Genomic DNA, 24,935 nt, shown 5'->3' on the forward strand with positions numbered 1-24,935 from the left:
CTGATCGCATGACGGTGGCGGAATACCGACACTGGCGGTAAACCGCCGCGCTCAATTGGTCCAGACCAAGTTAGCGTCATCGGAACACCTCCTGAACGGGAGCCGCCGCCGATGACCTCCATGCACCGTCGCATGCCGTCACGCCGGGTGGTCGCAGTGACCGCCGGCGCCTTGCTACTACCCGCCGCCGCGTTGGCGATCACCCCGCTCGCCGGGGCGGCCACCGAGGCATCGGCGGCGTTCAGCCAAGCGTCCAAATGGGACACCGGCTACACCGGCCAGTACACGATCACGGCCGGGACCAGCGCGTTGAGCGGCTGGAAGCTCGAATTCGACCTCCCGTCCGGCAGCTCGGTCGGCACCTACTGGGACGCGCTGCTCACCACGAGCGGCACCCACTACACGTTCACGAACCGTGAATACAACGGCTCGGTCGGCTCCGGAGCGTCAACGACCTTCGGCTTCAACGGCGCCGGTACCGGGATTCCGGCGAACTGCCTGCTGAACGGCAAGCCGTGCGCGGGCGGACCCGGCCCGACGACCAGCGCCGGCCCGACCGGCACGAGCACGACACCCACCTCGCCGACCACGCCGACAAGCACGAGCAGCTCGCCGCCCGTGCCGCAGGGCGCGCTGGCAGGCGCCCCGTACTACATGCCGCTCGACAACGACCCGCAGGACATCGGCGCGGCCATCGCGGCGAGTGGCCAGAAAAGCTACATCCTCGCGTTCGTGCTCGCGCCGAACGGCGGCGGCTGCACCCCGGTCTGGGACGGCAACGCCGCGCAGCCCGTCGCCACCGGCACCGCCGTCGCGGCGAAGGTGACGAAAATCCGCCAGTCCGGCGGCGACGTCTCGGTCTCCTTCGGCGGCTACAACGGCCTCGAGCTCGGCGCGGCCTGCGGGGACGCGACGTCGCTCGCCGCCGCGTACCAGAAGGTCATCGACAAATACGCGCTCACGCACGTCGACTTCGACATCGAGGGCGACGACCTGGGCGACGTGGCCGCCGAGAACCGGCGCTTCCAGGCCATCAAGACGCTCAAGCAGCGCAACCCGAACCTGCACGTCTCGCTGACCCTGCCGGTCACCACGGTCGGCCTGTCCGACCTCGGCAAGGCGGAGATCGGGCGTGCCAAGGACAACGGCGCCGTGATCGACCTCTACAAGATCATGGCCTTCGACTATGGCGGCCCGGCCGCCACCATGGCCGCCGACGTCCAGCGCGTCATGGAACTGGTGCACGGGCAGCTCAAAACGCTGCGCCCTGACCTCGACGACAACGGGGTCTACGCCCGCACCGGGCTGATCCTGATGAACGGGCACACCGACCAGCCCAGCGAACTGTTCACCCAGGACACCTTCCGGACCCTCCTCGGCTACGTGCAGGCGCACAAGCTGGGCCGGTTCTCGTTCTGGGCGCTCAACCGTGACCGCGTCTGCACCGGCAACGTCGGCTGGGCCGACGGCAAGTGCAGCAGCGTGTCCCAGCAGCCGTACGACTTCGCCAAGATCATCGCCCAGTACCAGGGTTAGAAGGAGAGAGATGTCCAGAAAACGATGGCACCTTTTCGGTTTGGTGGCAGCGGCAGGCGCACTCGTCGCCGGGGTCGTGGTCGCCCCGGCGAACGCCGCGGGAGGTGTTACCGCGACCTTCTCCAAGGGCTCTGACTGGGGGACCGGGTACGAGGGCAAGTACACGATCTCGAACGGCTCCTCGTCGCCGATCTCCTCGTGGACGGTCGAATTCGACCTCGCCGCAGGCCAAAAGGTCGGTTCGCTCTGGGACGGCAGCTACACCGTCAGCGGTCAGCACGTGACCGTCAAGAGCACCTGGAACGGCTCGGTCGCCGTGGGCGGCACGGCCAGCTTCGGCTTCAACGGGGTGTATTCGGGCGCCTTCGTGGCGCCTTCGGGCTGCAAGATCAACGGTGGCTCGTGTGACGGTGGCTCGACGCCGACCACCACGCCCACCACCCCGACGACGCCGACGACCCCGACGTCGAACACCACCCCGACGACGCCGACGACGCCGACCACGCCCACCACCCCGACGACCTCGAACCCGCCGAACCCCGGTGGCTACAAGAACGTCGGCTACTTCGTGCAGTGGGGCATCTACGGCCGCAACTACCACGTCAAGAACATCGAGACGAGCGGCTCGGCTTCGAAGCTGACCCACATCAACTACGCGTTCGGCAACGTGAAGAACGGCCAGTGCTCGGCGACCGACGACACCTTCGCCGACTACGACAAGGCCTACGACGCCGCGTCCAGCGTGGACGGCGTGGCCGACACCTGGGACGCCGGCGCGCTGCGCGGCAACTTCGGCCAGCTCCGGCGGCTGAAGAAGATGCACCCCGGTCTCAAGGTGATCTGGTCGTTCGGCGGCTGGACCTGGTCCGGCGGCTTCGGCCAGGCCTCGCAGAACCCGGCCGCGTTCGCGCAGTCCTGCTACAACCTGCTCAAGGACCCGCGCTGGGCCGACGTGTTCGACGGCATCGACATCGACTGGGAGTACCCGAACGCCTGTGGTCTCAGCTGTGACACCAGCGGCGCCGCGGCCTACAAGAACCTGATGGCCGCCCTGAGGGCGAAGTTCGGCCAGAACTACCTGGTCACCTCGGCCATCACCGCCGACGCCACCAGCGGCGGCAAGATCGACGCGGCCGACTACGGCGGCGCCGCGCAGTACGTCGACTGGTTCAACGTGATGACCTACGACTTCTTCGGCGCGTGGGCGGCACAGGGCCCGACGGCTCCGCACTCGCCGCTGACGTCCTACACCGGCATCCCGCAGACGGGCTTCACCAGCGCGGACGCCATCGCGAAGCTCAAGGGCAAGGGTGTGCCGTCGAGCAAGCTGCTGCTGGGCATCGGCTTCTACGGCCGTGGCTGGACCGGAGTCACGCAGAGCGCGCCGGGTGGCACCGCGACCGGAGCCGCGCCTGGCACTTATGAAGCCGGTATCGAGGACTACAAGGTTCTCAAGAACACCTGCCCGTCCAACGGCACCATCGCGGGGACCGCGTACGCCAAGTGCGGCAGCAACTGGTGGAGCTACGACACCCCGTCGACCATCGGCGGCAAGATGAACTGGCTCAAACAGCAGGGTCTCGGCGGCGCCTTCTTCTGGGAGCTCACGGGTGACACCACCAACGGTGAGCTGATCACCGCCATGAAGAACGGACTCTGACCATGACCAAGAAGAAATGGCTACCGGCGCTCGGCTTGGCCGCCGCGGTCGGCGCGCTGGTCGCGGGCATGGTGATCGCGCCGTCGGCGGGTGCCGCCAACGGGGTCACCGCCTCGTTCACCAAGGGCTCCGACTGGGGCACCGGCTACGAGGGCAAGTACACGATCACCAATGGCTCGTCGACGGGCATCTCGGCGTGGACGCTGGAGTTCGACCTCGCTTCGGGGCAGAGCATCTCGTCGCTCTGGGACGGCAGCTACACCGCATCCGGCCAGCACATCACGGTGAAGAGCACGTGGAACGGCTCGGTCGCGGCGGGCGGCACCGCCAGCTTCGGCTTCAACGTGAAGTACTCGGGCTCGTACTCGGCGCCGGGCGGCTGCAAGATCAACGGTGGTTCCTGTGACGGTGGCACCACGCCGACCACCACACCCACCACGCCGACGTCGTCGTCCTCGTCGAGCTCCAGCAACCCGCAGCCAGGCGGGCGCGGCGCGCCCTACCTCTACATGGGCTGGGGTGACCCGCCCAACGCGACCGCGGTGATGAACGCGACCGGCGTCAAGTGGTTCACCATGGCGTTCGTGCTCTCCTCCGGCGGCTGCAACCCGGCGTGGGACGGTTCCCGGCCACTGACCGGCAGCGTCGACGCGAACACCATCGCGGCCATCAAGGCGGCGGGCGGGCAGATCGTGCCGTCGTTCGGCGGCTGGAGCGGCAACAAGCTCGGCCCGAACTGCGGCGACGCGACCGCGCTGGCCGGCGCCTACCAGAAGGTGATCAACGCCTACGGGCTGAAGGCGATCGACATCGACATCGAGAACTCCGACGAGTTCGAGAACGCCACGATCCAGGACCGGATCCTCGGCGCGTTGAAGATCGTCAAGCAGAACAACCCCGGCATCCAGACGATCCTCACCTTCGGCACCACGACCACCGGCCCGAACTACTGGGGCGGGCGCCTGATCGAGCAGGCGAAGGCGCTCAACGCGGGTGTCGACGTCTTCACGATCATGCCGTTCGACTTCGGTGGCGGCGCGGACATGTACGCCTCGACCGTCTCGGCGGCGACCGGGCTGAAGGACAAGCTGAAGTCGACCTTCGGCTGGTCGGACGCCACGGCGTACAACCACGTCGGCATCTCGGGCATGAACGGGCTGTCGGACCAGCAGGAGCTGACGACGCTGGCGCAGTGGACGAACATCAAGAACTGGGCCAAGAACAACGGGCTCGGCAGGCTGGCCTTCTGGTCGGTCAACCGTGACCGTGGCTGCCCGGGTGGCGGTGTGGTGTCCAACTGCAGTGGCATCGCGCAGAACGACTGGGACTTCACGAAAGCCACAGCCGGATTCTGAGTACTCGTGAGTGATGCCGACGGTTCTGACCGTCGGCATCACTCACGACCTTTTCACGACCAGTGATCCGCGGCCGCCTCGATGACCATGCCGTTGTCGAGGCGGACCCGGTAGATCGGCTGCGCCGCGCGGACCTTGGCGAGCTTCGCCTCGGCGTCACGCACGCGGGAGCGGATGAAGTTCAGCCGCAGCAGCCCTTTGCTCACCACGCATTCGTGGTTCGGCCCCGCGACCTTGAGAATGTGCCTGCGCAGTTCGTTGGTGCTCTCGTTCTCGGCCTTCTTAAGCGTTAGCTCGACGTCCAGCCCAGGGATCGCGTGCGTCGCCTGGAAGTCGTAAAGCTGCTCGGAAACGGCCGCCCTGGCCTGGTCGTAGACGGCGATGGCGCTCGCGAGGCCCCGTTCGGCCAGCTCCAGGTCGCTTTCTCTGGTCGCGACGTCCTCGATCGCGCCCTGCACCCCCGGCGGCACCGAGACGAGCAGGTCCCGGCCATGGCCGATCCGCAGTTCATGGAGCAGTGCACAGCGATCGCCGACCTTCATGGGACCTGTCCTTCCGCCGTCGCCTCGTTTCACGTCGTCCTCGATCGTGACGCCGGATGGACGATCAACGGAAGCCCCTGTCACCCCCTGATTGACTAGGGGTTCCCGCTCAGGGAGGACCCAGCAGGCCGCGGATGGCCGCCTGCAGGCCGGCCTGGAAGCGGGTACGGGCGCCGAGTGAGTCCATGACGCGGCGCACGCGGCGTTCCACGGTGCGCTGCGCGACGCCGAGCTTGCGCGCGATCGCCTGGTCGGTCAGCCCGGCCGCGAGCAGCGCCAGCAGCTGCTGGTCGTCGGCGTTGATCTGCGCGCCGGTGGCGCTGTCCGGCCAGAGCGGGCTGGCGCGGTCCCAGAGCTGGTCGAAAAGTGTCACCAGGCCGGTGAGCACGGCCGACGGCCGCAGCAGCACCGCCTGATGGTCACTCGGAAGTTCATAAGGAACAAGACCAAGGCGTCGGTCGGCAATAACCAACTTAGTCGGCACCCCGGTCATCGCTCGCGCCTGCTCGCCGCAGGAAGTCAAGCGGCGCAACGAATCCAGGCGTTCGGGCTGGTCAAGGGTGCTGTGGTCATAAATCGTCCGGTAGCGCACGCCGCGCGCCTGGACGTCTCGCTGCAGCTTGTCCTGCGCCTCGTCGGGCTCGACGACGTACGGCGGCTTGTCGAGTATCAGCACTTCCTGCTTCGCGACCTGCTGAAGCTGGCGGAACCGGTGAGCGATCGCCTCTCGCCCGCGTACCACCTGCAACACCGGTCCGCCTTCGGTACGGAACCGCGCGCCGAGCGCGGCTCCGGCGAGCCTCGCGCGCTCGATCTCCTCGCGCCTGCGCAAGGCCAGTATCTCCACCGCGATGTCGGGTGGCGCGGCCACGAGCCTGGTCGGCCTGCCGGGTGTCCGGCTCAGCATTCCCTTGTCCGCCAGGGAGTTCACCAGGCCACGCAGCCGCTCCGCCGTCATCCGGGTCAACTCGGTGAGCTGCGCCAGCGTGACATCGGGATGGCGCAGCAGCACCTCGTAGACCCGCTGCTCGGTGGTATTGACGCCGAGACTGTCCAGCGTCATGTCCACTCTCCTTGATCAGGGGCTGTTCAGCGGGCTGAACAGCCTGTGAGTAGACATCGTCACCGAAGGTCTAGACCTGATCAAGCACCAAAAGTACCGCTATCAGCGGCCGAGCATGCGCGCGATGAAACCGGTGACTGCCAGCCAGAATACCGCTGCCAGACCGTAGTCGAGGATGGCCGCGATGTCAGGATTGGACACCGGGAACAGGCCGGGGAAGAACAGCGCCAGCGGGACGGCCAGCGCGCGGATGAACCCGTAGAACGCGTTGCCCGCGTTCGCGCCCGCGATGATCATCAGGATGTAGACGACTTCGATGACCGCGAATAGAGCGCCGATCCCGGTGATCACCCGTGCGGCGGTCGTGCGGCTGCTTCTGTGGCTTCGCCAAGTGGTCATGCCGGGAAATTCCCCGGCATGACGTCACTCAAACGTGTGTTCTTCGGCTACTCTCCGACGTTCACGTAGCCGATCATGCCTTGGTAGCACTGACCGTCGTGGTCGGACTGGACGATGCGCCTGGTCGGGTTGCCGGTGAAGGTGTACGAGTACGTCTGGCCGTTGTGCCTCGGCCCGCTGTCGACGCCCCACGCGCTCTTGCAGGGCTTCGAAGGGTCCAGACCACCTCGCACGCTGTGGAACTCGGGCCCGAGGAAGACCCATTTGACCGTGTCGCCGACGCGGATGTCGACGGTTTCGGGCGTGTAGGTCAGCCCGGGGCCGACCTTGACGAGGTGCGTCCGGCCGCGCGCGGCGGAAGCGGGCGTGGCGAGCGCGGCGACGGTCAGTAGTGACGCCACTAGTGCGAACAGGGGACGGGCACGCATCTGCGACTCCTTGCGGCAGAAAGGTCCGCGCCGGGTTCGGCGCGGCGGTGACGGCGGAGTGCGGTGCCGTGCCAGTAAACCGGATGATCCTCTTTCATGACTTATTTTTAGTTGTATATTGACCTTCCGATTGTGACGGCCCTAACATCCTCGCGAGTGCGATGACGCACGGCGCTGAGGAGGTCTTGTGTTCGGCATCCAAGGTTTTTCCCGCTCTCGAAGGAGAACGGCGCTCTGGTCGGCGGCACTGATCGCGGCCGGGTCCGCCACGCTGGTCTCGGCGCCCGCCGCACAGGCGGCCATCACGCCGGGCGGCGCGTACACGGTGACCGGGGTGGGCAGCGGCAAGTGCGTCGACGCGCGCGGCGCCGTCGCGGCGAACGCGACGGCCGTGCAGCAGTACACCTGCAACTCCGGCGCCGCCCAGCAGTGGACCTTCGACGCCGTCGGCGGCTACTTCCGCGTGAACAGTGGTCTGAACCTCGCGCAGAGCTGGGACGTCACCGACGTTTCGACGGCCGACAGCGCCAAAGTCCAGCTGTGGGCCTACGGCGGCGGTAACAACCAGCAGTGGCAGGCGGTCGAGGAATCCGGTGGGACGTACCACTTCGTGAACCGCAACAGCGGCAAGTGCCTCGACGTGCCCGGCGCGTCCACCGCGGACAGCGTGCAGCTGCAGCAGTACACCTGCAACGGCACCGGCGCGCAGTCGTTCCGGCTCGACCCGGTCGGCACCACGCCGCCGAACCCCGGCCAGCCCGACCTCGGGCCGAACGTGCTCACCTTCGACCCGTCGATGTCGAGCGCCAGCATCCAGAGCAAGCTGAACAACGTCTTCGGCCAGCAGGAGCGCAACCAGTTCGGCACGAACCGGTACGCGCTGCTGTTCAAGCCCGGCTCGTACAACGTCGACGTCAACGTCGGCTTCTACACCCAGGTGCTCGGCCTCGGCCTGACCCCGGACGCGGTGAACATCAACGGCGCGGTGCACGTCGAAGCCGACTGGTTCCCGCCGCAGAACGCGACCCAGAACTTCTGGCGTGGCGCGGAAAACCTTTCGGTCACGCCGAACGGCGGTTCGGACCGCTGGGCCGTCTCGCAGGCCGCGCCGTACCGCCGCATGCACGTGCGCGGCAACCTGATCCTCGACGACGGCGGCTGGGCCAGCGGCGGCTGGATGTCCGACGTCAAGATCGACGGCCAGGTGCGCTCCGGCTCGCAGCAGCAGTGGATCACGCGCAACTCGCAGATCGGCAGCTGGGCGGGCTCGAACTGGAACATGGTCTTCGTCGGCGTCAACGGCGCGCCCGCCAACAGCTTCCCGAGCCCGCCGTACACCACGGTCGGCCAGGCGCCGGTGATCCGTGAGAAGCCGTTCCTCTACGTCGACAACGCGGGCGCGTACAAGGTCTTCGTGCCCTCGCTGAAGACGAACGCTTCGGGCACCACGTGGGCCAACGGGACCGCGCCGGGTTCGTCGCTGCCGATCGACCAGTTCTTCATCGCGAAGCCCGGCATGTCGGCCGCGACCATCAACGCGGCGCTGGCGTCGGGCAAGAACCTGTTGTTCACGCCGGGCGTCTACCACGTCAACGACACCATCCGGATCACCAGGCCGGACACCGTGGTGCTCGGCCTCGGCCTGGCGACGGTCATCCCGGACAACGGCGTGATGGCGATGTCGGTGGCCGATGTGGACGGTGTGAAGGTGGCCGGCGTGCTCATCGACGCGGGCACCACCAACTCGCAGACGCTGATGCAGGTGGGCCCCGCCGGTTCGTCGGCCGATCACTCCGCCAACCCGACCTCGCTGCACGACGTGTTCTTCCGCATCGGCGGCGCCACGGTGGCGAAGGCGACGACCAGCCTGGTGATCAACAGCAGCAACGTGATCGGCGACCACAGCTGGATCTGGCGGGCCGACCACGGTGCCGACGGGGTCCCCGTCGGCTGGTACGACAACACGGCCGACACCGGGCTGGTGGTCAACGGCAACAACGTGACGTTCTACGGGTTGTTCGTCGAGCACTACCAGAAGTACCAGACCGTTTGGAACGGCAACGGCGGCAAGACGTACTTCTACCAGAACGAAATCCCTTACGACGTCCCGAACCAGGCCTCGTGGAAGGACCCAGGAGGCCGCAACGGCTACGCGGCCTACAAGGTCGGTGACAACGTGACCTCGCACGAGGCGTGGGGGATGGGCAGTTACTGCTTCTTCAACTCCAACCCGTCGGTGAACCTCTACCACTCGTACGAGGCCCCGAACCGGTCCGGCGTCCGGTTCCACGACCTGCTCACGGTTTCACTGGGCAACAAGGGAACGATCAGCCACGTCATCAACGACACCGGCGCGGTCACCCCGCCGGACACGCGACCGGTCAACGTGGTCAGCTACCCGTAGCGGGTTCCGGGTCGGGGGTGGTGCTCACCACCCCCGACCCCATATCCTGAAGCGTTCGGCGATGGTCGCCGGAGGGTGCTAGGGGCCGCAGCGAATGGCGGAAGCCGGGTTCGAGCGGGAACTGAGGAAAGCGTGGGCCGAGGTCTGGGTCCTGATCGCGAGCCGTGACGAGGACGTCGTCCGCGGTGAGACGGGCAGGCTGGCGGTGCTGCTCGGCGGGGCGGACGAAGTGCTCGTGACCGCCGCGAGCGACCAGGTGACCAGGGTCGGCTTCGACCTGACCGAAATCAGCGACAGCACGCCCGACGAGTTCCTCGCGGAGCTCGCCGGGCGTTTCGGCTTCGACGGCTGGTCGGCGCCGGTCGAAGAAGATGGCCTTCTCCAGACCACCTGGCAGCCGTCGCCCGCACCGGCGCACGGGGTCATCGGCGTCACGGTGCTCACGATGACCGCCGGCACCGGGCTGGTCAGCGCGATCGAATGCGTCAGCGGCTCTTCGGCGTGAGCCTCGGCAGCGTCAGCGTCAAAGCCGCGGTGGTCATCCAGCCGACCAGTTCCGGCAGCGGGATCTTCGAAAGCCGCTCCGGCCACTGGTCGGCCACGGTGTGCAGCATCAGGTTACCGTTGCGGGTCTCGATCCCGGTCAGCCGGATGCCGGGCGGCAGTTCGGGTAGCGGCAGCGTGATCGGCTTGAACCGCCGCGTCAGCTTGTGGAACGTCAGGCCGAACACGTGCAGCGCCCGCGGTCGCAGCAGGATCTCCTCTGCACCGACCGTCGGCTCCAGCTCGGCGTACCCCCAGCCGGGCCGTTTGGCCCAGCGGACCTCGATCACTCCGTCGTCGCCCGGCTCGGCCTGAACGCCTGGCTTCAGTTCGGCCACCCGCTCGCGGAGCACGTGCGACTCGACCAGGATGTGGATCTCGACCGACGCCGGCTTGACGGCCGGCGTCGGCAACGACCGGAACCGGACATCGCCCGCGATCACCGTCAGCCGCTTCACCGGGGTGTCCGGCCAGGTGATGTCCTCGGCGACGATCCGGACGTCACCGAGCCTGCCGGTGGCCAGCCGCAGCGAATCCGCCTGGTAGTCGAGCGCGGTCAGGGTCAGGTCGACATCGTTGTCACCGACCTTGGTGCTGATCCGCCGCCCGAGCAGCCGCTCACTCGCCATCCGCAGCGCCGAAGCCGGGCTCGTCGGCACCTGGGGCAGCAGCGACCGGCCCACCGCCGCGAGGCCGGCGAGCTCGTTCCAGGGCACCAGACCGTCGAACCAGTTCCCGTCACTCACCCCTCCAGTGTGCCGGACACCCCGGTCATCGCCCCGTGCCGTCACACCCCAGCCCGCCGATCGGGGTGACGGAGTTGCGCCGTACGGGTGACCACGCACATCCGGCCGTCGGCGCGCTATGCACTTTCGGCCAATCCGCTCTGGATTTTCGCTGCGCGAATCCGCCATACGCTCGACCAGGAGACGCGAGTCACGGGAGGTGCGGATGCCCGAGTTCGACGACCTGCGCAGACTCCCGCGCACCTCGCGGTGTCGACACGCCAGGAGTCGTCGTCGCTGCGGCTGGCCGCGCTGTACGACCCCGGTTTCGTTCCCAAGTCCTATGTGGACGATCTGCTGCGCCGGATGCGCGCGGTGGTGGTGGCCTGCGGGCGCGACGGCGGACTCGCGCCGGGCGTCGTGGTGAAAGCCGATCACTGGTTGGAGACATTGCGGATGGTGAGGGTGTGAACGAGGTGACTGGTCGTTTTCGAGTGGTCTGGCCGCCCGCGGTGCTCGCGCGCCGCAAGCGCATGGGCTCGGTGGCCGAAATGCCGCCACCGCCCCTCACGAGCTTCGACATCCCGTTCACGATCAAGCAGAACCCGCACCTCGACCGCGCCCGCGCGCACACGCTGAATTGGCTGCGGGGCAAGGGAATCGTGCGTGACGAAGACGACGCCGCCCGATACGTGCACTCGCGCGTCGCGGACGCCGTCGCGCACTTCTACCCCGAAGCCGGACCGGAGGACCTGGAACTCGCGTCCGACCTGGTCGCCTTGTTCTTCTTCTGCGACGACCAGTTCGACGGCCTGCTCGGCCAGGACCCCGGCGCGGTCGCGCAGGTCTGCCGCAGGCTGTTCACCGTCATCCGGCGACGGCCGCACGCGCCGCCGATCCCGGACCCGACGCCGATGGAGTCCGCGCTGAGCGAGCTGTGGGAGAACTGCTGCCTCGGCATGTCCGAGACCTGGCGGATCCGCGCGGTGCACAACTGGGCCGACTACCTGTTCGCCAACGTCACCGAGGCCCAGAACCGGGTCAGCGGCACCTTGCCGGCCCTGCACGGCCTGCTTGAACTCCGGCGCGTCGCGGTGATCGTCTACGTGCTGCTCGACCTGGCGGAACGCGTCAACCACACCGAAATCCCCGCGTTCCTGGCCGAATGTCAGCAGCTGCGGGAAATGCGGGACATCACCGCCGAAACCGTCTGCCTGCTCGACGACGTGCGCGCCGTCGAACGGGGCGAGGCCGGCAGCGACATCCACAACGTCGTACTCGCGCTGGAGAGCGAATACACGCAGTCCCGAGGGGAGGTGATAGTCACCGTACGGGAGATGATCGAGCACCGGATTCGCCGGTTCGAGCGCTTGCCCAAGGGTGTCCCGGCGCTCTGTGAGTCGATGGGAGCGTCCGCCGCGGCCTACGTCGCGGTGGACCTCTCCGTCGAGACCATGTGCTGGCTGATGCGCGGCACCTACGAGTGGGGCACCGGCGACGAGCTCACGTTCGACGGCCAGGTGGCGGCGTGGTGACCACGACCGCAGACCAGCTTGCCATGACCGTCACGAGGCGGCGCCGCGTTTACTGAGCTAGTGGTCCTTTTGGACCGCGTAGGCGACGATTTCGTCGATCGACTGCGCCTTACCGGTCGTTTCGGCGACGGCGACCTCGTCGGACGGGAGCTCGCGACGGAAGCGCCCGACGGCTTCAGCGAGCTCAGCCGTGTAGATCGATTGCGTAAGCGTTCTCAAGTCGAGCGTGCTTATCAACGACTCTGCCGCCGCGTTCAGCGTAAGCACTCGTGCGGCGTCGCCGTTCCTGGCCGCGACCACCGCCATGCCCTGCAACGCACCCACCACCGGCAACGGTTGTGAAGACAGCTCGAAGCATTCGAGGAACCGTGTGCGAGCCTGCGTGGTCAAGCCCATCGAAAGGGCGAGCGTGCCTTGGGTGTGCAGCACACACGCCAGCAGGTGGCTGGGCCCGTTGGCGCGATAGATCGGCACCGCCTCGTCGAGCAGCTCGGCCGCCTGAGTGTGCGCACCGAGCTGTGTCCAAGCCCAGGCGAGGTTGTGCAGCACCATCGCGAGCGCCAGTGGCTGAGAATCCGCCCGCAGGATCCGAGCGCACTCGGTCAGCTCCCCGATGGCCGCTTCAGCGTCGCCCGCGGTCATCCGGGCATGGCCGACTGTGTTGTGCACGCTCGCCAGCAGGATCGGATCGGCGACTTCCAGCGCCACCGCCATGGCCTGTTCGGCCAGTCGTGACGCCTCGGCGTGGTCGCCTTGGCTCGCCGCGAGGAACGCCGCCCAATCCAGCGCCACCAGCCGGTAGTCGGAACGTCCTCGCCGGTCCAGCGCCCGGCTGAGCACCGCGCGGCCGTCAACGAGGTAACCGCGGCGCGCGCTCGCCGACGCCAGCCCGGCCGCGAGCAGGTGATGCCGGTCGTCGTCGGCACGCGTCCAGCGGAGCGCGGCTCGCAGCGCGTCACGCTGCCGGTCGATCGGGCCGGTCTGCTCGTCGGTCATCGCCATCGGGCTGTGCAGCAGTGGCTCGCAAAGCTTAGTAAGCCAGCTGATCAGCCGTTCCCGTGTGCTGTCCCGCTCACCGGCCGCGGCCAGCTGCTCCGCGCCGTACACCCGGATGCAGCTCAGCTGCCGGAACCGCAACGGCTCCGGCCCCGATTCGACCCACGACTTCGCGCGCAGGCGGGTCACCAGGTCGAGCAACGCCGTCTCCGCGAGCCCGCCACAGACCGCCGCCGCGGCGGCGAGGTCGAACCCGCCGCCGAACACCGAGAGCCTGCGCAGCGCGCGCCGTTCGTCCTCGGCGAGCAGCTGATGACTCCAGTCGATGATTTCGCGCAGCGTCCGGTGCTGCGAAGGCGCCGTCTCGCCGGCGAGCGTGAGCAGCGCGGAGTGGTTCTGCAGCCGCGCGCCGATCTCGGTGACGGTCAGCATCGGCACCCAGCGCGCGACCATCTCGACGGCCAGCGGCAGCCCGTCGAGGCGCACGCACAGCGTCGCGATCGCGTTCGCGTTGTCCGCCGTGAGGTCGAAGTCCGGCACGTGCTCCCTGGCCCGTTCGACGAACAGCCGCACGGCGTCATACCTGGCCACGGTCGCCGCCGGCATCGGCTCGGTCAGCTCCGGCACCGAAAGCGAGCCGATGCGGAACAATGCCTCGCCGGTGATCTGCAGCTCTTCCCGGCTGGTCACCAGCATGGAGCAGCGAGGACACCGGCTGAGCAGAATTTCGGCCAGCTCGGCGCACCCGTCGAGCAAATGCTCGCAGTTGTCCAGCACGATCACCGAATTCCGCCCGGCGAGTGCACCGACCACCGATTCGAGCAACGGTTCGTCAGGTCGCTCGGTCACCGCCAGCGTCGCCGCGACGGCCTGGATCAGCACCTGCTCGTCGTGCACGTCCTGCAACTCGACAAACCACGACGGCACCGTCGCCCGTGCCGCCGATTCCACCGCGAGCCGTGTCTTGCCTGCTCCGCCCGGCCCGACGATCGTGACCAGCCGATGCCGCCGCACCATGCGCGACAGCACGGCCATCTCACGCTTACGGCCGATGAACCGGTCGGCGGGCTCAGGCAGATTTCCCCTGGTACGCGGCGCTTTCGGCAGTGGGGTGGCGCCAAGAACGCCACTCGCGGCGCGACGGCGATAGGCACGTTGCCTGCACGCGTTCGAGCAGTACCGGCGCACGGCGCCACCCGTGACTTCACCGCCGCACGCCACGCACTGCCCAGTCGTTCCCCTCGGCGCGCTCATTGTGGGGTCATTCAACCCCGGCCACAGATCCGAGAGAACCCGGTTCAGTCGTAGGGAGTATTCGGTCAGAACCCTTCCGGCGCGGCGTCCCTGGCGATCAGCGCGGCCTGGACCCGGTTGTCGCAGCCCAGCTTGGTGAGCAGCCTGCTGACGTAAGCCTTGACCGAGCCCTCGCTCAAATGCAGCGCCCGCGCGATCCCGGCGTTGGCCGTCCCGTTCGCCAGATGCGTCAACACGTCCCGTTCCCGTTCGGTGAGCAACCTGACGCGCCGCCGCGCCTGATCGGCGCGTTCGGTCGGCACACCGACGAACCGGTCGACGAGATGCCGTGCGGCGGCAGGTGAAAGCGTCGCCTGGCCCGCGGCCACCGCACGCACGCCTGCCACCAGTTCGGCCGACTCGCTGTTCTTGAAGAGGAAACCCGCCGCGCCCGCACGCAGCGCCGGGAACAGCAGGTCACCCGAGCCCGGCGAGGCCAGCATGATCACCTTCGTGGCGGGCGCGTGTCTTCGCACCAGCTTGGCCGTGCTCGCGCCATCGGTGCCCGGCAGGTCGGCGTCGACCAGCAGCACTTCGGGGCGATGACGGCCGAGCAGGTCGACGAGGCTGGCGCGGTCACCGGCTTCACCGACGACGACGATGCGCTCGTCGCTTTGCAGCACGCCGCGCAACCCCGCGCGGATGAGCACTTGGTGATCTGCGATCCCGACGCTGATGGCACTGATGGCCGGCCTCCAGTGCTCGGCCTGCGTCGTCACGAGGACGGTCATGACGGCTCCCGGTGTCTTCCGTCATCGGAGAAAGGGAAGGGCAAGCCAAGTTTGGGTGCTCGCCACTACTCTCGTACAGATGCGCGTAACGGAGTTACGGTCCAGCCGTAACGGCGTATTGGGAGTAATCGATTACTGCGGGTGGTCCCGAGTATGCGACTGACCCACCGGTGCGCCGAATGCCTGACGCCGTTGCCCGGTGAGCCCGAAAGCGGGCGGACCTACTGTTCCAACGCCTGCCGTCAGCGTGCCTACCGGCGCCGGATGGCCGGGATGCCGTCGAAGGCCGAGGTCCCGGCGCAGGTGAACGCCAAGGTGCTCAGCAACCTTCCCGCGCAGCGGGACAGTTTCGTTGGCAGGGAAAGGGAACTCGGCAAACTCGCCGCGCTGGTCCGCAAGCACCGCCTGGTCACGCTTTCCGGTGGTGCCGGCGCCGGCAAGACGCGGCTGGCGCTGGCCGTCGCGAGCCGCGTCCGACGCGACCTGGTCGACCGGGTACTGCTGGTCGAACTCGAGTCCACCGCCGACACGCGGTTCCTGCCGCAAACGTTCGCGGCGGCGCTGGGCGTCACGGAACGCCCCGACGAACCGTTGCGGGAAACGATCATCGCCACCTTGCGGCACATGCGCGCGCTCGTAGTCCTGGACAACTGCGAGCACCTGCTCGACGCGTGCGCCGAGCTCACCGAGGACCTGCTGCGGCGATGCCCCGACGTGGTCGTGTTCGCGACCAGCCGCGAGGCGCTGCGTCTGCACGACGAGGTGGTCCTGCGCGTCGACGGCCTGGAGGTGCCGGACCCGGCGTCGTCGCGGCGGACCGACGCCGTGCGGCTGTTCGTGGACCGCGCCCGCGAGCGGGTGCCGGAATTCCGCCTCACCGCGGCCGACGCCGCCGCGGTCGCCGTGCTGTGCGCGCGGCTCGACGGCTCGCCGCTGGCCATCGAACTCGCCGCGCGGTGGATCCCGGTGTTGCCGGTGACCGAGATCTGCGCCCGCCTCGACGAGCGATTCGACCTGCTGACCATGGGCGGACGCACGAAACCGGCCCGGCAACGCTCACTGCGCGAGGCGATCGACTGGAGCTATTGGTTGCTCGTCCCCGAAGAACGCCGGGTACTGCGCGTGCTTTCGGTGTTCGTCGGCGAGTTCAACCTGGAGGTCGCCCGCGCCGTCTACGGCGGGAACGGCGATCTCGGAGAGGTCCTCGGAAACCTGCATGCGAAGTCACTGGTGAGCGTGGGGTCGGCGCCGGGGCGTTTCCGGCTGCTGGAATCGATCAGGCTGTACGCGGCGAGCAGGCTTGAGGCGGCGGGTGAGTTGCCGTCAACCAAGGAAGCGCTTACCCGGTTCTTCGTCGACCTCGCCGCGCCCTTCGTGCTGGCGCCACTCGCCGTGCCGAACGAGGTTCATCAGAAGGTGCTCGCGCATCGCGACGCGCTGCGCGTCGTGATCACTTGGACGAGCGGCGACCGCAGGCTCCTCCTGTCGACGGCGCTCGCGGCTTGCACCGCGCGGATGGGCTTCCTCGCGGACGCCAGAAAGCTCTTGTCGGAAGCACTCGACGGCGGTGGCCCGCGTACTCCGGCCCATTGCGCGGCCCTGGACCGGCTGGCCTGGTACACCGGCTTCCTGCTCGAACACGACGCCGCACTGCGCATGGCGCTCGACGCGCTCGAGATCGCTTCCATCCTGGCCGACGCCCCACTGATCACGACCTGCCTGACCACGCTGGCCTGCATCGAGCAGATGTCGGGCAAGCTCGAGCTCGCGGCGGCCCGCCGTGATGTCTGCCTCCAGCTGGTGCGGTCACTCCGCCACCGCGCACTGCCTCGTCCACCTGGCCTGGTCGGTCCACCTGCTCGGCGACGACACCCGCGCGGCGGCGCTCGCCGACGAGGGCGTGGCGCTGTGCCGGACCGGCGACTCGCTCAGCCGGCTTGGGGAAGCGCTCAACGTGCGCGGCGGAATCCTTGTCGAGCTGTGCCGCTTCGACGAAGCCGAGACCGTGTTCCGCGAGGTGCTGCGCGCTGGCTCGGCTTACCCGCACAACGTGCCGTCCGCCATCGAAGGCCTGGCGCTCGTCGCGGCCGGTCGAGGCAAGCCCGCTCGCGCGTCTCGGCTCGCGTCGATCGCGGGTGCCATCCGCGAGGAGATCGGGTTGTTCGGAGACCCGTACTGGAAACGGCGGGTCGCCACGGTCGTCAGGGATGCCGACTCCGAAACCATGCCGTTGACCAGGGCACAGGCGATCGCGTTCGCGCTTGAGGACGGCAGACCGGATCCGAGCGAGGCTCCGCCTCGGGGCATAGACGGCCTGGAGTATCAGCTGGCAACACTGGTCGCGGCCGGTCTGACCAACCCGCAGATCGCCGACCGGCTGGGTGTTTCGACCCGAGCCGTCTCCACACGACTTTATGCGCTTCGTCACAAATTGGGCGTTTCTTCACGGCGGGACATTGTCCGCTGGGTCAATGGTGCCGATTTCGATTGAGCACCGACAGTTCCTTTCCAGTCGGACGGGTTTCAACGCTTTCCACTCGCTCCGTCCGAATTGGACCGAACGGATGGTGCCGATTGACGAACCGGTCCGATACCTGGTTGGGTGCTTCGTGTTGCTGTGACGGGTGCCACGCGGAATACGCCCGGCGTCCGTATTCGATCACCGGCCGCATCCGTGTCATCGCACTGTGATCGCCTGCCCTTGTCGTGCATTCTCCAGCTGCTCGCTGGTCACCTTGTGTTCAATTTCCGGACTTTCGTCTCGTGAACTGTTCGCTCGGCCAGTAGACGCAAGCCCCCATCGGAGGACAACGCAAGTGAACAGACGACTTGCCGGTATCGTCGCGGGTATCGCGACGGTGACCTTGACCCTTTCCGCGTGTGGTGGGGGCTCCGACGCGGCGGCCAAGGACACGGGCGGCGCCGCGACCGCCAAGTCGGCCGCGGACCTGGGCGGGCTGGACAAGCTCATCGAGGCCGCGAAGAAGGAAGGCGAGCTCAACGTCATCGCCCTTCCGCACGACTGGGCGAACTACGGCGAGATCCTCGAGGCGTTCAAGAAGAAGTACGGGCTGAAGGTCACCGAGGCGAACCCCGAGGGCAGCAGCCAGGACGAGATCAGCGCGGTCAAGCAGCTCAAGGGCCAGGACCGTGCCCCGGACGTGCTCGACCTCGGCGGCGCGTTCGCGCTGTCCGCGGCCAAGGACGGCCTGCTCGCGCCGTACAAGGTCGCGACGTTCGCGGACGTGCCCGACGCGCAGAAGGACCCGGAGGGAAACTGGGTCAACGACTACGGCGGCTTCATCTCCATCGGCTACGACGCCGCGAAGGTGCCGAACCCGCCGAAGTCCTTCGCGGACCTGAAGAAGCCCGAGTACCAGGGCAAGGTCGCACTGAACGGTGACCCGACGAAGGCCGGCGCCGCGTTCGCCGGCGTCTACGCCGCCGCTCTGGCGAACGGTGGCTCGTTCACCGACATCAAGCCGGGGATCCAGTTCTTCGCCGACTTGAAGAAGTCCGGCAACTTCATCCCGGTCCAGGCCAGCGCCGCGACCGTCGAGAGTGGACAGACTCCGATCACGATCGACTGGGACTACCTGCAGGCCGGGTACGCCAAGAAGCTCCAGGGCAAGATCGACTGGAAGGTCGCCGTCCCCACCGACGGCGTCTACTCGAACTTCTACTGCCAGGCGATCAGCAAGACCGCGCCGCACCCCGCCGCGGCCCGGCTCTGGCAGGAGTTCCTGTACTCCGACGAGGGCCAGAACCTGTTCCTCAAGGGTCTTTCCCGGCCTGTGCGACTGAACAAGCTGACTGCGGCCGGCACCGCGGACTCCGCCGCTCTCGCGGCACTGCCGGAGGTCAAGGGCGAGGTCAAGTTCCCGACCAACGACCAGATCGACGCGGCCAAGAAGGTCATCGCCGACGAGTGGGCGAAGGCGCTCGGCTGATTCATGACCGCTGAAACACCCACCGCCGTCCGTGTCGGGATGGCCCGGCGCGCGACGGCCTGGGTCACCGCTCATCTCGGGCTGGTGCCCTTCCTCGTGTACACCGGCGTCTTCCTGGGCGCCCCGGTCGTCATGGTCGTACTGGGCGCGTTCCAGGACAACGACGGCGTCTTCACCACGGACAACATCACGGCCGCTTTCAAGGACCAGTTCGGGCGCTCGTTCGCCACGAGCATCGAGCTGTCCGCGCTCACCGCGGTACTCGGCGCGGTGCTGGGTGCTGTGCTTGCGCAGGCGGTACTGGCCTCGAAAGAGGACGGCATACTGCGCAAGGTCGTTTCGAGCGCGTCCGGCGTGCTCGCCAACTTCGGCGGTGTCCCGCTGGCGTTCGCCTTCATCGCGACACTCGGCAGCATCGGCATCGTGACGAAGGCCTTGAAGGGGTTGGGCTTCGACATCTACGCCAGTGGCTTCAACTTGTTCAACTTCACCGGTATCGCAATCGTCTATGTGTACTTCCAGATCCCGTTGATGGTGATCGTGTTCACCCCCGCACTGGAGGGCATGCGTGAGCAATGGCGGGAGGCCGCGGCGAACCTCGGCGCGACGAAGTGGCAGTACTGGCGCCACATCGCTGGCCCGATCCTGCTGCCTCCCTTCTTGGCATCGATGCTCCTTTTGTTCGCGAACGCTTTTTCGGCTTATGCGACCGCCTACGCGTTGACGAGCGGTGTGGTGCCGTTGGTGCCGATCCAGATCGGCTCGCTCGTGTCCGGCAATGTCGTCGCGGACCAGCAGAACCTGGGCAAGGCGCTCGGCCTCGGCATGATCGTGGTCGTCGCGCTGGTGATGGCGTTCTACAACTGGATGCAGCGGCGGGCTTCGAGGTGGCTGGGATGAGCAAAGCTTTCCGCTGGCTGATTTTGAGCCTGTTCGGCCTGTACTTCCTGGTCCCGCTCGCCGCTTCTGTCGAGTTCAGCCTCCGCGACGTGAACGACACACACAGCTTCAACACTTGGGGCAAACTGCTCGACGAACCGGGTCTGTTCGAAACTCTGGGTACGTCTCTTTGGGTCGCGTTCGGCACGGTCGCGTTGACGCTGATCCTCATGGTGCCGACAGTCAGCTGGGTGCATCTCAAGCACCCGAAACTGCGCCGCCTCGTCGAAGGGGTCAGTCTGCTGCCACTGGTGATCCCACCGATCGTCCTGGTCAACGGCGTACTGGTGGTCTTCCGTGACGCACCCGAGGTGATCAGCGGAACCCCGGTGATCCTGGTGTTCGAATACGTCGTGCTCGCGCTGCCGTTCACATACCGGACGCTCGACGCGGGCCTACAAGCGATCGCGTTGCCTACCCTCGTCGAGGCGGCTCGCAGCCTGGGCGCGAGCTGGACGACCGTGCTGTTGCGCGTGATCATCCCGAACATCCGGTCGGCGGTGTTCGGCGCCGCGTTCTTGAACTTGGCGTTGGTGCTCGGTGAGTACACGCTGGCCAGCATTCTGCTGATGAACACGTTCCCGGTTTGGACGGTCAGCACCGGCCAGTCCGAAGCGGGCGTTTCCGTCGCCGTGTCCCTGCTGGCGCTTTTCGTCGCCTTCTTGCTGCTGTTCGTGCTCTCTGTCGTGACTGGCCGTCGAAAGGCCACCCTAGGCGCTACCCAAGGAAAATCCTGATGACTCTGTTGGACACCCGCACCGGCGCCTCGGTCGAGTTCCGTGCCCTGCGCCGCGAGTTCGGCGAGGTGAAGGCCCTCGCCGGGCTGGATCTTTCGATCACACCCGGCGAGCTGGTCGCGCTGCTCGGCCCGTCCGGTTGCGGCAAGACGACCGCTTTGCGGGTACTTGCCGGCCTGGAGCAGGCCGACTCCGGCGAGGTGCTCGTCGACGGTTCTGATGTGGTGGGTGTGCCGGCGAACAAACGCGACATGGGCATGGTCTTCCAGGCCTACAGTCTCTTCCCGAACTTGACGGTTCGCGACAACGTCGCGTTCGGCCTTCGGCTGCGAGGCAAGTCCGCTGCTTCGCGACACAAGCGGGCGCAGGAACTGCTCGAACTGGTCGGCCTCGACTCTCATGGCCCGCGTTACCCGCATCAGCTTTCCGGCGGCCAGCAACAGAGGGTCGCGCTCGCCCGCGCGTTGGCGATCGAGCCGCGAGTGCTGCTCTTGGACGAGCCGTTGTCCGCGCTCGACGCCCAGGTCCGCAACCAGCTTCGGGACGAGATCCGCAGGCTGCAGCTGCGCGTCGGGATCACCACGCTTTTCGTCACTCACGACCAGGAGGAGGCGTTGTCGATCGCCGACCGGGTCGGGGTCATGCGCGCGGGGCGCCTCGAACAATGCGATACGCCTGCCGAGCTGTACGCGCGGCCCGCGACCGCCTTCGTCGCGGAATTCGTCGGTACCATGAATCACCTGCCAGGGGTGATCACCGGTGAAGAGGTCGACGTCGCCGGACACCGGCTTCCGCTGGCGAACCGTGGCGCGCGTACGGAAGGGCAACAGGTGAAGGTGCTGGTAAGGCCTGAATCCGTGAGTCTCGACCCCGCCTCTGATGGCCCAGTGAAGATCACCGACCACAGCTTCCGCGGTGCGGTGACCCGGGTCACGGCAACTTTGCCGGACGGAACGACGCTGCTCGCGGATCTGCCCAGCGTGTCGGCCTCGGAACTGGTGCCTGGCACGTCTGCGACCGTCGGGTTCGGCTCTCGTCCGGTGCTCCTGGCCACCGAGTCGTAGATGGACACCTCCCGTCGCCGTCTCGTCCGGGGCATCCCGGACCCGCTCGGTTATCAGCGTCTTGAGACCGCACCTGGCGAGAGCCCGCAGGTCCGGGAGGATCTGGCCAAGGCCGGAGCGTCCCGGGCCCCGGAACGGCTGGTCGCGTTCGCGCACCTGACCGACCTGCACGTGATGGATCCACAGTCGCCCACGAGGGTCGAATTCCTGGAGCGCTATGCGGACCCGGACTCGCCCTACCGGGAGGTGATCCCGCTCGTCGGCACTTATCGCCCGCAGGAGATCTTCACTCCCCATGTGGTCGAAGCCATGGTCCAAGCGGTCAACGAACTCGATGTCGAGTTCGCGATCTCGACCGGTGACGCGACGGACGCCTGTCAGGCCAACGAGCTGGACGCCTACTTGACGTTGCTCGACGGTGGGGAGGTGCGTCCGAACTCGGGTGACCCTTCGCGTTGGGAAGGTGTGCATTCCAGCGACCCCGAGACCTACGACGTTCGCTACTGGCACCCGGACGGAACGCCGGCTGGGCTCCCCGATGACCTGCCGCGGGCGACTTATGGCTTTCCCGAAGCGCCGGGTGCCCTCCGGGCGGCAGCCGCTCCGTTCGACGCCACGGGACTGGACGTGCCGTGGTTCGCGGTACACGGAAACCACGACAACATGCTGCAAGGTTGTGTTCCGCCATGGCCCGAACTGGCTGAGGTGACAATCGGTCCGCGCAAGCTTGTCGGTATGCCTGAAGGCAACGAGGTCGAACTCGTTGACGGTTTCGACAAGGCCGACCGTCCGGTCGTCGCTCGGCTCGTCGACGCGCCCGCCGTCCAGGTCACGGCCGACCCGGCGCGGCGGCACGTGACGCGCGCCGAATGGGTCGGCGCGCACGTGGCCTGCCACGGTCACGGCTTTCGACAGGATCATGTTGACTCCGGGATGGCGTACTACGCCTTCGACATGGGGCCGTTGCGCGGTCTGGTGCTCGACACCGTTAACCCGCACGGCTACTGGCAAGGTTCATTCGACGTCACACAATTCGAGTGGTTGGAAGCGCAGCTACGCGCCGAACCCGGCAAATTGTTCGTGCTGTTCAGCCATCATCCGCTGCGCACACTGATCAACGATACCGGACCCGAGCGCCGGATATTGGCGGAAGAGGTCGCGGACCTGCTTTCCAAGTATCCAAATGTAGTCTTGTGGGTGAACGGCCATACGCACGAGAACACCGTGACGGCGCACGAAACGTTCTGGGAGGTCACCACGGCCTCGCATATCGATTGGCCGCAGCAAGCTCGTCGTATCGAGATCCTGGACAACCACGACGGCACGCTGTCGATCGTCACCACGATCGTTGACCATGTCGGGCCGAAGGCTTGGGACGGTGGGTTTTCGCCGGCTTCGCTCGCTGGGCTTTCCCGTGAGCTGTCCGCGAACTACTGGCAGAACCGTGATGACCTGGAACGTGAGGTCAAGGGTGCTGGTACTGCGGCTGACCGCAACGTCGAGTTGCTCATCAAGAACCCGTTGGTCGCGTAGTCGCTCGTTTGGACCGTTCGCGTCGTTCGTAAGCCGAATTTCTGACGACCTTGATCGCCTGATTTTCATTGCATGCCAATCACTTTCCGTTCTTTGCTCTGGTCTGGCCGCAGTTCGGGTCGTGACAAAACTTGCTGGTCTTGTCGGGGTCCTGGTTTAGCGTGGAAGGAGGTCGACGAAGGGAGGTCCCGATGAGTTCTGTCGACGGGATTCCGAGTCAGAGACCTGCCCCGGATGGGCAGGCGGCAAGTGCTGAATCGTTGCTATTGAACAAGATGACCCGTGCCGAGCTGCTTGCGAAAGTGCTGTCGGCTGAGGCGGAGAGAGCGCGTATGGACGCGCTGAAGTTGCGCTGTGTCGCCGTGCTGGCCGATTCTTCAGCGGGGTCGATTCGGAGTGTGGTCGGTGAGCTGGCTTTCGCGTTGTCGATGACGAAGGTCGCCGCCGCGAAACTGATCGGAGTCGCCCGTGACGTGACCGGGCGACTGCCAGGTGTGCTGGGCTTGATGGACGCCGGAAAGCTGGACTACGGCAAGGCGGCGCAGGTGTCGGACGCTTTGTCATGGCTGTCCGACGACAAGGTCGGCGCCGTGGATGCGATCTTGGTGGAAAGGCTGATCGGCAAAGATCCCCGCGGGGTGCGGCGCTGTGCGAACAAGCTTGCCGCCCAGGCTGATCCTGACGGATTGGAGCGCCGCGCGGCACAGAAGCGCGCTGCTCGCAGGATGATTTTGACCCATCGAGACGCCGGCTCGGCGAGACTGGCGGTGGAGGGGCCTGCTGAGAAGTGCGCGGCCGCGTACACCCGGATCGACCGGCTCGCGCGCAAACTGTCCCTCAGCGACAAATCGCGCACGCTGGAACAGCTCCGGGCGGACGTGATGATGGACCTTTGCCTGTCCGGGAAGGAGGGGATCTCGGAGCGGGCCGAAGTCTTCGTGTACATCGACTATCTGACCCTGGCCGGCATCCGCAAGGAGCCGGGCTTCCTTGCCGGGCACGGCCCTATCCCAGCTTCGACGGCACGTAACATCGCGGCCGGTTCGAAGTCGGTGCTGAGGCGCCTGATCACTGACCCTGCCACTGGTCAGCCCATCGACCTCGGTCGAACCCGCTATCGGCCGGACAAGGCATTGGACGAGTTCGTGAGGGTGCGGGACCGAGAATGTCGAGCTCCTGGCTGTACTCGGCCTGCGCAGGTCTGCCAGCTGGACCATGCCGAGGATTGGGTGGCGAAGGCGGGCGAAACGAATCAGGACAATCTTGCTTCGCTCTGCCAGGACGATCACAAGCTGAAAGACGAGCCAGGGTGGCGCTACGCGCTAGACGGTGACGCGACTTTGACGGTCACCACTCCGACCGGCGATCGCTACTCGACCAAACTCGAACCCTTGCACGAGCCGCGGTATACGGACGAGCAGCCGCCACCGGGCTGTGCAGGGCAGCACGCGGCCTGACGGTATGTTCAGCTCGTCTGAACTTGAACTTCAGCCTCTTTGACA

22 protein-coding genes are annotated in these 24,935 nt (G+C 66.9%); 15 read left to right on the forward strand and 7 right to left on the reverse strand.

The annotated features are described in order from the left end of the window. The first annotated feature begins 111 nt into the window (after positions 1-111). The 3 genes from AB5J62_RS07160 to AB5J62_RS07170 are packed head-to-tail and all read left to right on the forward strand — an operon-like array spanning position 112 to position 4,551. Positions 112-1,536 (forward strand): cellulose binding domain-containing protein, encoded by a 1,425-nt coding sequence (locus tag AB5J62_RS07160; protein ID WP_370947324.1) that lies wholly within the window; start codon positions 112-114, stop codon positions 1,534-1,536. 10 nt (positions 1,537-1,546) lie between these two features. Continuing rightward, complete coding sequence (locus AB5J62_RS07165) at positions 1,547-3,196, forward strand: glycosyl hydrolase family 18 protein (protein ID WP_370947325.1); 1,650 nt, start codon at positions 1,547-1,549, stop codon at positions 3,194-3,196. A 2-nt stretch (positions 3,197-3,198) separates the two neighbouring features. After that, positions 3,199-4,551: a cellulose binding domain-containing protein gene (locus AB5J62_RS07170; protein ID WP_370947326.1), complete on the forward strand. Its 1,353-nt coding sequence runs from the start codon at positions 3,199-3,201 to the stop codon at positions 4,549-4,551. A 53-nt stretch (positions 4,552-4,604) separates the two neighbouring features. On the opposite strand, the gene AB5J62_RS07175 is transcribed toward AB5J62_RS07170, so the two are convergent. From AB5J62_RS07175 to AB5J62_RS07190, 4 genes are all read right to left on the reverse strand, one after another. Beyond that, a complete protein-coding gene (locus AB5J62_RS07175; RefSeq protein ID WP_370947327.1) occupies positions 4,605-5,093 on the reverse strand; it encodes a hypothetical protein in 489 nt (162 codons plus the stop codon). Positions 5,094-5,202: 109 nt separating this feature from the next. After that, complete coding sequence (locus AB5J62_RS07180) at positions 5,203-6,156, reverse strand: TrmB family transcriptional regulator (RefSeq protein ID WP_370947328.1); 954 nt, start codon at positions 6,154-6,156, stop codon at positions 5,203-5,205. Between the two features lie 102 nt (positions 6,157-6,258). After that, positions 6,259-6,555, reverse strand: a complete 297-nt coding sequence (locus AB5J62_RS07185) for a hypothetical protein (protein ID WP_370947329.1) — start codon at positions 6,553-6,555, stop codon at positions 6,259-6,261. A 47-nt stretch (positions 6,556-6,602) separates the two neighbouring features. Next, complete coding sequence (locus tag AB5J62_RS07190; protein ID WP_370947330.1) at positions 6,603-6,983, reverse strand: hypothetical protein; 381 nt, start codon at positions 6,981-6,983, stop codon at positions 6,603-6,605. A 196-nt stretch (positions 6,984-7,179) separates the two neighbouring features. Between AB5J62_RS07190 and AB5J62_RS07195 the strand changes: the two genes are divergently transcribed. Together AB5J62_RS07195 and AB5J62_RS07200 are read left to right on the forward strand one after the other, a co-directional pair. Continuing rightward, entirely contained in the window at positions 7,180-9,387 is a 2,208-nt protein-coding gene (locus AB5J62_RS07195) for an RICIN domain-containing protein (RefSeq protein ID WP_370950201.1), read from the forward strand. A gap of 94 nt (positions 9,388-9,481) precedes the next feature. Then, positions 9,482-9,892, forward strand: a complete 411-nt coding sequence (locus AB5J62_RS07200; RefSeq protein WP_370947331.1) for a hypothetical protein — start codon at positions 9,482-9,484, stop codon at positions 9,890-9,892. Here AB5J62_RS07200 and AB5J62_RS07205 read toward each other — a convergent pair. Further along, complete coding sequence (locus AB5J62_RS07205) at positions 9,873-10,676, reverse strand: LmeA family phospholipid-binding protein (RefSeq protein WP_370947332.1); 804 nt, start codon at positions 10,674-10,676, stop codon at positions 9,873-9,875. The two genes, AB5J62_RS07200 and AB5J62_RS07205, sit on opposite strands and share 20 nt — an antisense overlap. Before the next feature lie 87 nt (positions 10,677-10,763). On the opposite strand from AB5J62_RS07205, the gene AB5J62_RS07210 reads away from it, so the two are divergent. Both AB5J62_RS07210 and AB5J62_RS07215 read left to right on the forward strand, forming a co-directional pair. Next, on the forward strand, positions 10,764-11,126 hold the full coding sequence (locus AB5J62_RS07210; protein ID WP_370947333.1) for a hypothetical protein: 363 nt from the start codon (positions 10,764-10,766) through the stop codon (positions 11,124-11,126). Continuing rightward, entirely contained in the window at positions 11,123-12,190 is a 1,068-nt protein-coding gene (locus AB5J62_RS07215; RefSeq protein WP_370947334.1) for a hypothetical protein, read from the forward strand. The genes AB5J62_RS07210 and AB5J62_RS07215 overlap by 4 nt, the downstream gene beginning before the upstream one ends. Before the next feature lie 57 nt (positions 12,191-12,247). On the opposite strand, the gene AB5J62_RS07220 is transcribed toward AB5J62_RS07215, so the two are convergent. Both AB5J62_RS07220 and AB5J62_RS07225 read right to left on the reverse strand, forming a co-directional pair. Next, positions 12,248-14,374, reverse strand: coding sequence for a tetratricopeptide repeat protein (locus tag AB5J62_RS07220; protein WP_370947335.1), 2,127 nt, complete (start codon positions 14,372-14,374; stop codon positions 12,248-12,250). A 131-nt stretch (positions 14,375-14,505) separates the two neighbouring features. Continuing rightward, entirely contained in the window at positions 14,506-15,210 is a 705-nt protein-coding gene (locus AB5J62_RS07225) for a response regulator (protein WP_370947336.1), read from the reverse strand. Between the two features lie 153 nt (positions 15,211-15,363). Between AB5J62_RS07225 and AB5J62_RS07230 the strand changes: the two genes are divergently transcribed. From AB5J62_RS07230 to AB5J62_RS07265, 8 genes are all read left to right on the forward strand, one after another. Continuing rightward, the gene (locus AB5J62_RS07230) at positions 15,364-17,475 is read left to right on the forward strand and encodes an AAA family ATPase (RefSeq protein WP_370947337.1); all 2,112 of its coding nucleotides are present in this window, start codon (positions 15,364-15,366) and stop codon (positions 17,473-17,475) included. Beyond that, the gene (locus AB5J62_RS07235) at positions 17,435-17,701 is read left to right on the forward strand and encodes a helix-turn-helix transcriptional regulator (RefSeq protein ID WP_370947339.1); all 267 of its coding nucleotides are present in this window, start codon (positions 17,435-17,437) and stop codon (positions 17,699-17,701) included. Before AB5J62_RS07230 ends, AB5J62_RS07235 begins: the two co-directional genes overlap by 41 nt. 325 nt (positions 17,702-18,026) lie before the next feature. After that, positions 18,027-19,160: an ABC transporter substrate-binding protein gene (locus AB5J62_RS07240; RefSeq protein WP_370947340.1), complete on the forward strand. Its 1,134-nt coding sequence runs from the start codon at positions 18,027-18,029 to the stop codon at positions 19,158-19,160. 3 nt (positions 19,161-19,163) lie between these two features. Further along, a complete protein-coding gene (locus AB5J62_RS07245; RefSeq protein WP_370947341.1) occupies positions 19,164-20,060 on the forward strand; it encodes an ABC transporter permease in 897 nt (298 codons plus the stop codon). Beyond that, positions 20,057-20,836 carry an ABC transporter permease gene (locus AB5J62_RS07250; RefSeq protein ID WP_370947342.1) on the forward strand — a complete coding sequence of 260 codons (780 nt, stop codon included), beginning with the start codon at positions 20,057-20,059 and terminating at the stop codon, positions 20,834-20,836. The genes AB5J62_RS07245 and AB5J62_RS07250 overlap by 4 nt, the downstream gene beginning before the upstream one ends. Then, complete coding sequence (locus AB5J62_RS07255) at positions 20,836-21,900, forward strand: ABC transporter ATP-binding protein (protein ID WP_370947343.1); 1,065 nt, start codon at positions 20,836-20,838, stop codon at positions 21,898-21,900. The genes AB5J62_RS07250 and AB5J62_RS07255 overlap by 1 nt, the downstream gene beginning before the upstream one ends. After that, positions 21,901-23,433, forward strand: coding sequence for a TIGR03767 family metallophosphoesterase (locus AB5J62_RS07260; protein ID WP_370947344.1), 1,533 nt, complete (start codon positions 21,901-21,903; stop codon positions 23,431-23,433). Between the two features lie 191 nt (positions 23,434-23,624). Continuing rightward, positions 23,625-24,890, forward strand: coding sequence for a DUF222 domain-containing protein (locus AB5J62_RS07265; protein WP_370947345.1), 1,266 nt, complete (start codon positions 23,625-23,627; stop codon positions 24,888-24,890). The last annotated feature ends 45 nt before the right edge of the window (positions 24,891-24,935 follow it).

The sequence above is a fragment of the Amycolatopsis sp. cg5 genome, assembly GCF_041346955.1.
Lineage (GTDB): Bacteria > Actinomycetota > Actinomycetes > Mycobacteriales > Pseudonocardiaceae > Amycolatopsis.

Bases quoted from the DNA above. Each gene is read 5' to 3' on its own strand.
- AB5J62_RS07160 (WP_370947324.1), top strand. From the start codon at position 112: ATGACCTCCATGCACCGTCGCATGCCGTCACGCCGGGTGGTCGCAGTG.
- AB5J62_RS07165 (WP_370947325.1), top strand. From the start codon at position 1,547: ATGTCCAGAAAACGATGGCACCTTTTCGGTTTGGTGGCAGCGGCAGGC.
- AB5J62_RS07170 (WP_370947326.1), top strand. From the start codon at position 3,199: ATGACCAAGAAGAAATGGCTACCGGCGCTCGGCTTGGCCGCCGCGGTC.
- AB5J62_RS07175 (WP_370947327.1), bottom strand. From the start codon at position 5,093: ATGAAGGTCGGCGATCGCTGTGCACTGCTCCATGAACTGCGGATCGGC.
- AB5J62_RS07180 (WP_370947328.1), bottom strand. From the start codon at position 6,156: ATGACGCTGGACAGTCTCGGCGTCAATACCACCGAGCAGCGGGTCTAC.
- AB5J62_RS07185 (WP_370947329.1), bottom strand. From the start codon at position 6,555: ATGACCACTTGGCGAAGCCACAGAAGCAGCCGCACGACCGCCGCACGG.
- AB5J62_RS07190 (WP_370947330.1), bottom strand. From the start codon at position 6,983: ATGCGTGCCCGTCCCCTGTTCGCACTAGTGGCGTCACTACTGACCGTC.
- AB5J62_RS07200 (WP_370947331.1), top strand. From the start codon at position 9,482: ATGGCGGAAGCCGGGTTCGAGCGGGAACTGAGGAAAGCGTGGGCCGAG.
- AB5J62_RS07225 (WP_370947336.1), bottom strand. From the start codon at position 15,210: ATGACCGTCCTCGTGACGACGCAGGCCGAGCACTGGAGGCCGGCCATC.
- AB5J62_RS07230 (WP_370947337.1), top strand. From the start codon at position 15,364: ATGCGACTGACCCACCGGTGCGCCGAATGCCTGACGCCGTTGCCCGGT.
- AB5J62_RS07235 (WP_370947339.1), top strand. From the start codon at position 17,435: ATGCCGTTGACCAGGGCACAGGCGATCGCGTTCGCGCTTGAGGACGGC.
- AB5J62_RS07245 (WP_370947341.1), top strand. From the start codon at position 19,164: ATGACCGCTGAAACACCCACCGCCGTCCGTGTCGGGATGGCCCGGCGC.
- AB5J62_RS07250 (WP_370947342.1), top strand. From the start codon at position 20,057: ATGAGCAAAGCTTTCCGCTGGCTGATTTTGAGCCTGTTCGGCCTGTAC.
- AB5J62_RS07255 (WP_370947343.1), top strand. From the start codon at position 20,836: ATGACTCTGTTGGACACCCGCACCGGCGCCTCGGTCGAGTTCCGTGCC.
- AB5J62_RS07260 (WP_370947344.1), top strand. From the start codon at position 21,901: ATGGACACCTCCCGTCGCCGTCTCGTCCGGGGCATCCCGGACCCGCTC.
- AB5J62_RS07265 (WP_370947345.1), top strand. From the start codon at position 23,625: ATGAGTTCTGTCGACGGGATTCCGAGTCAGAGACCTGCCCCGGATGGG.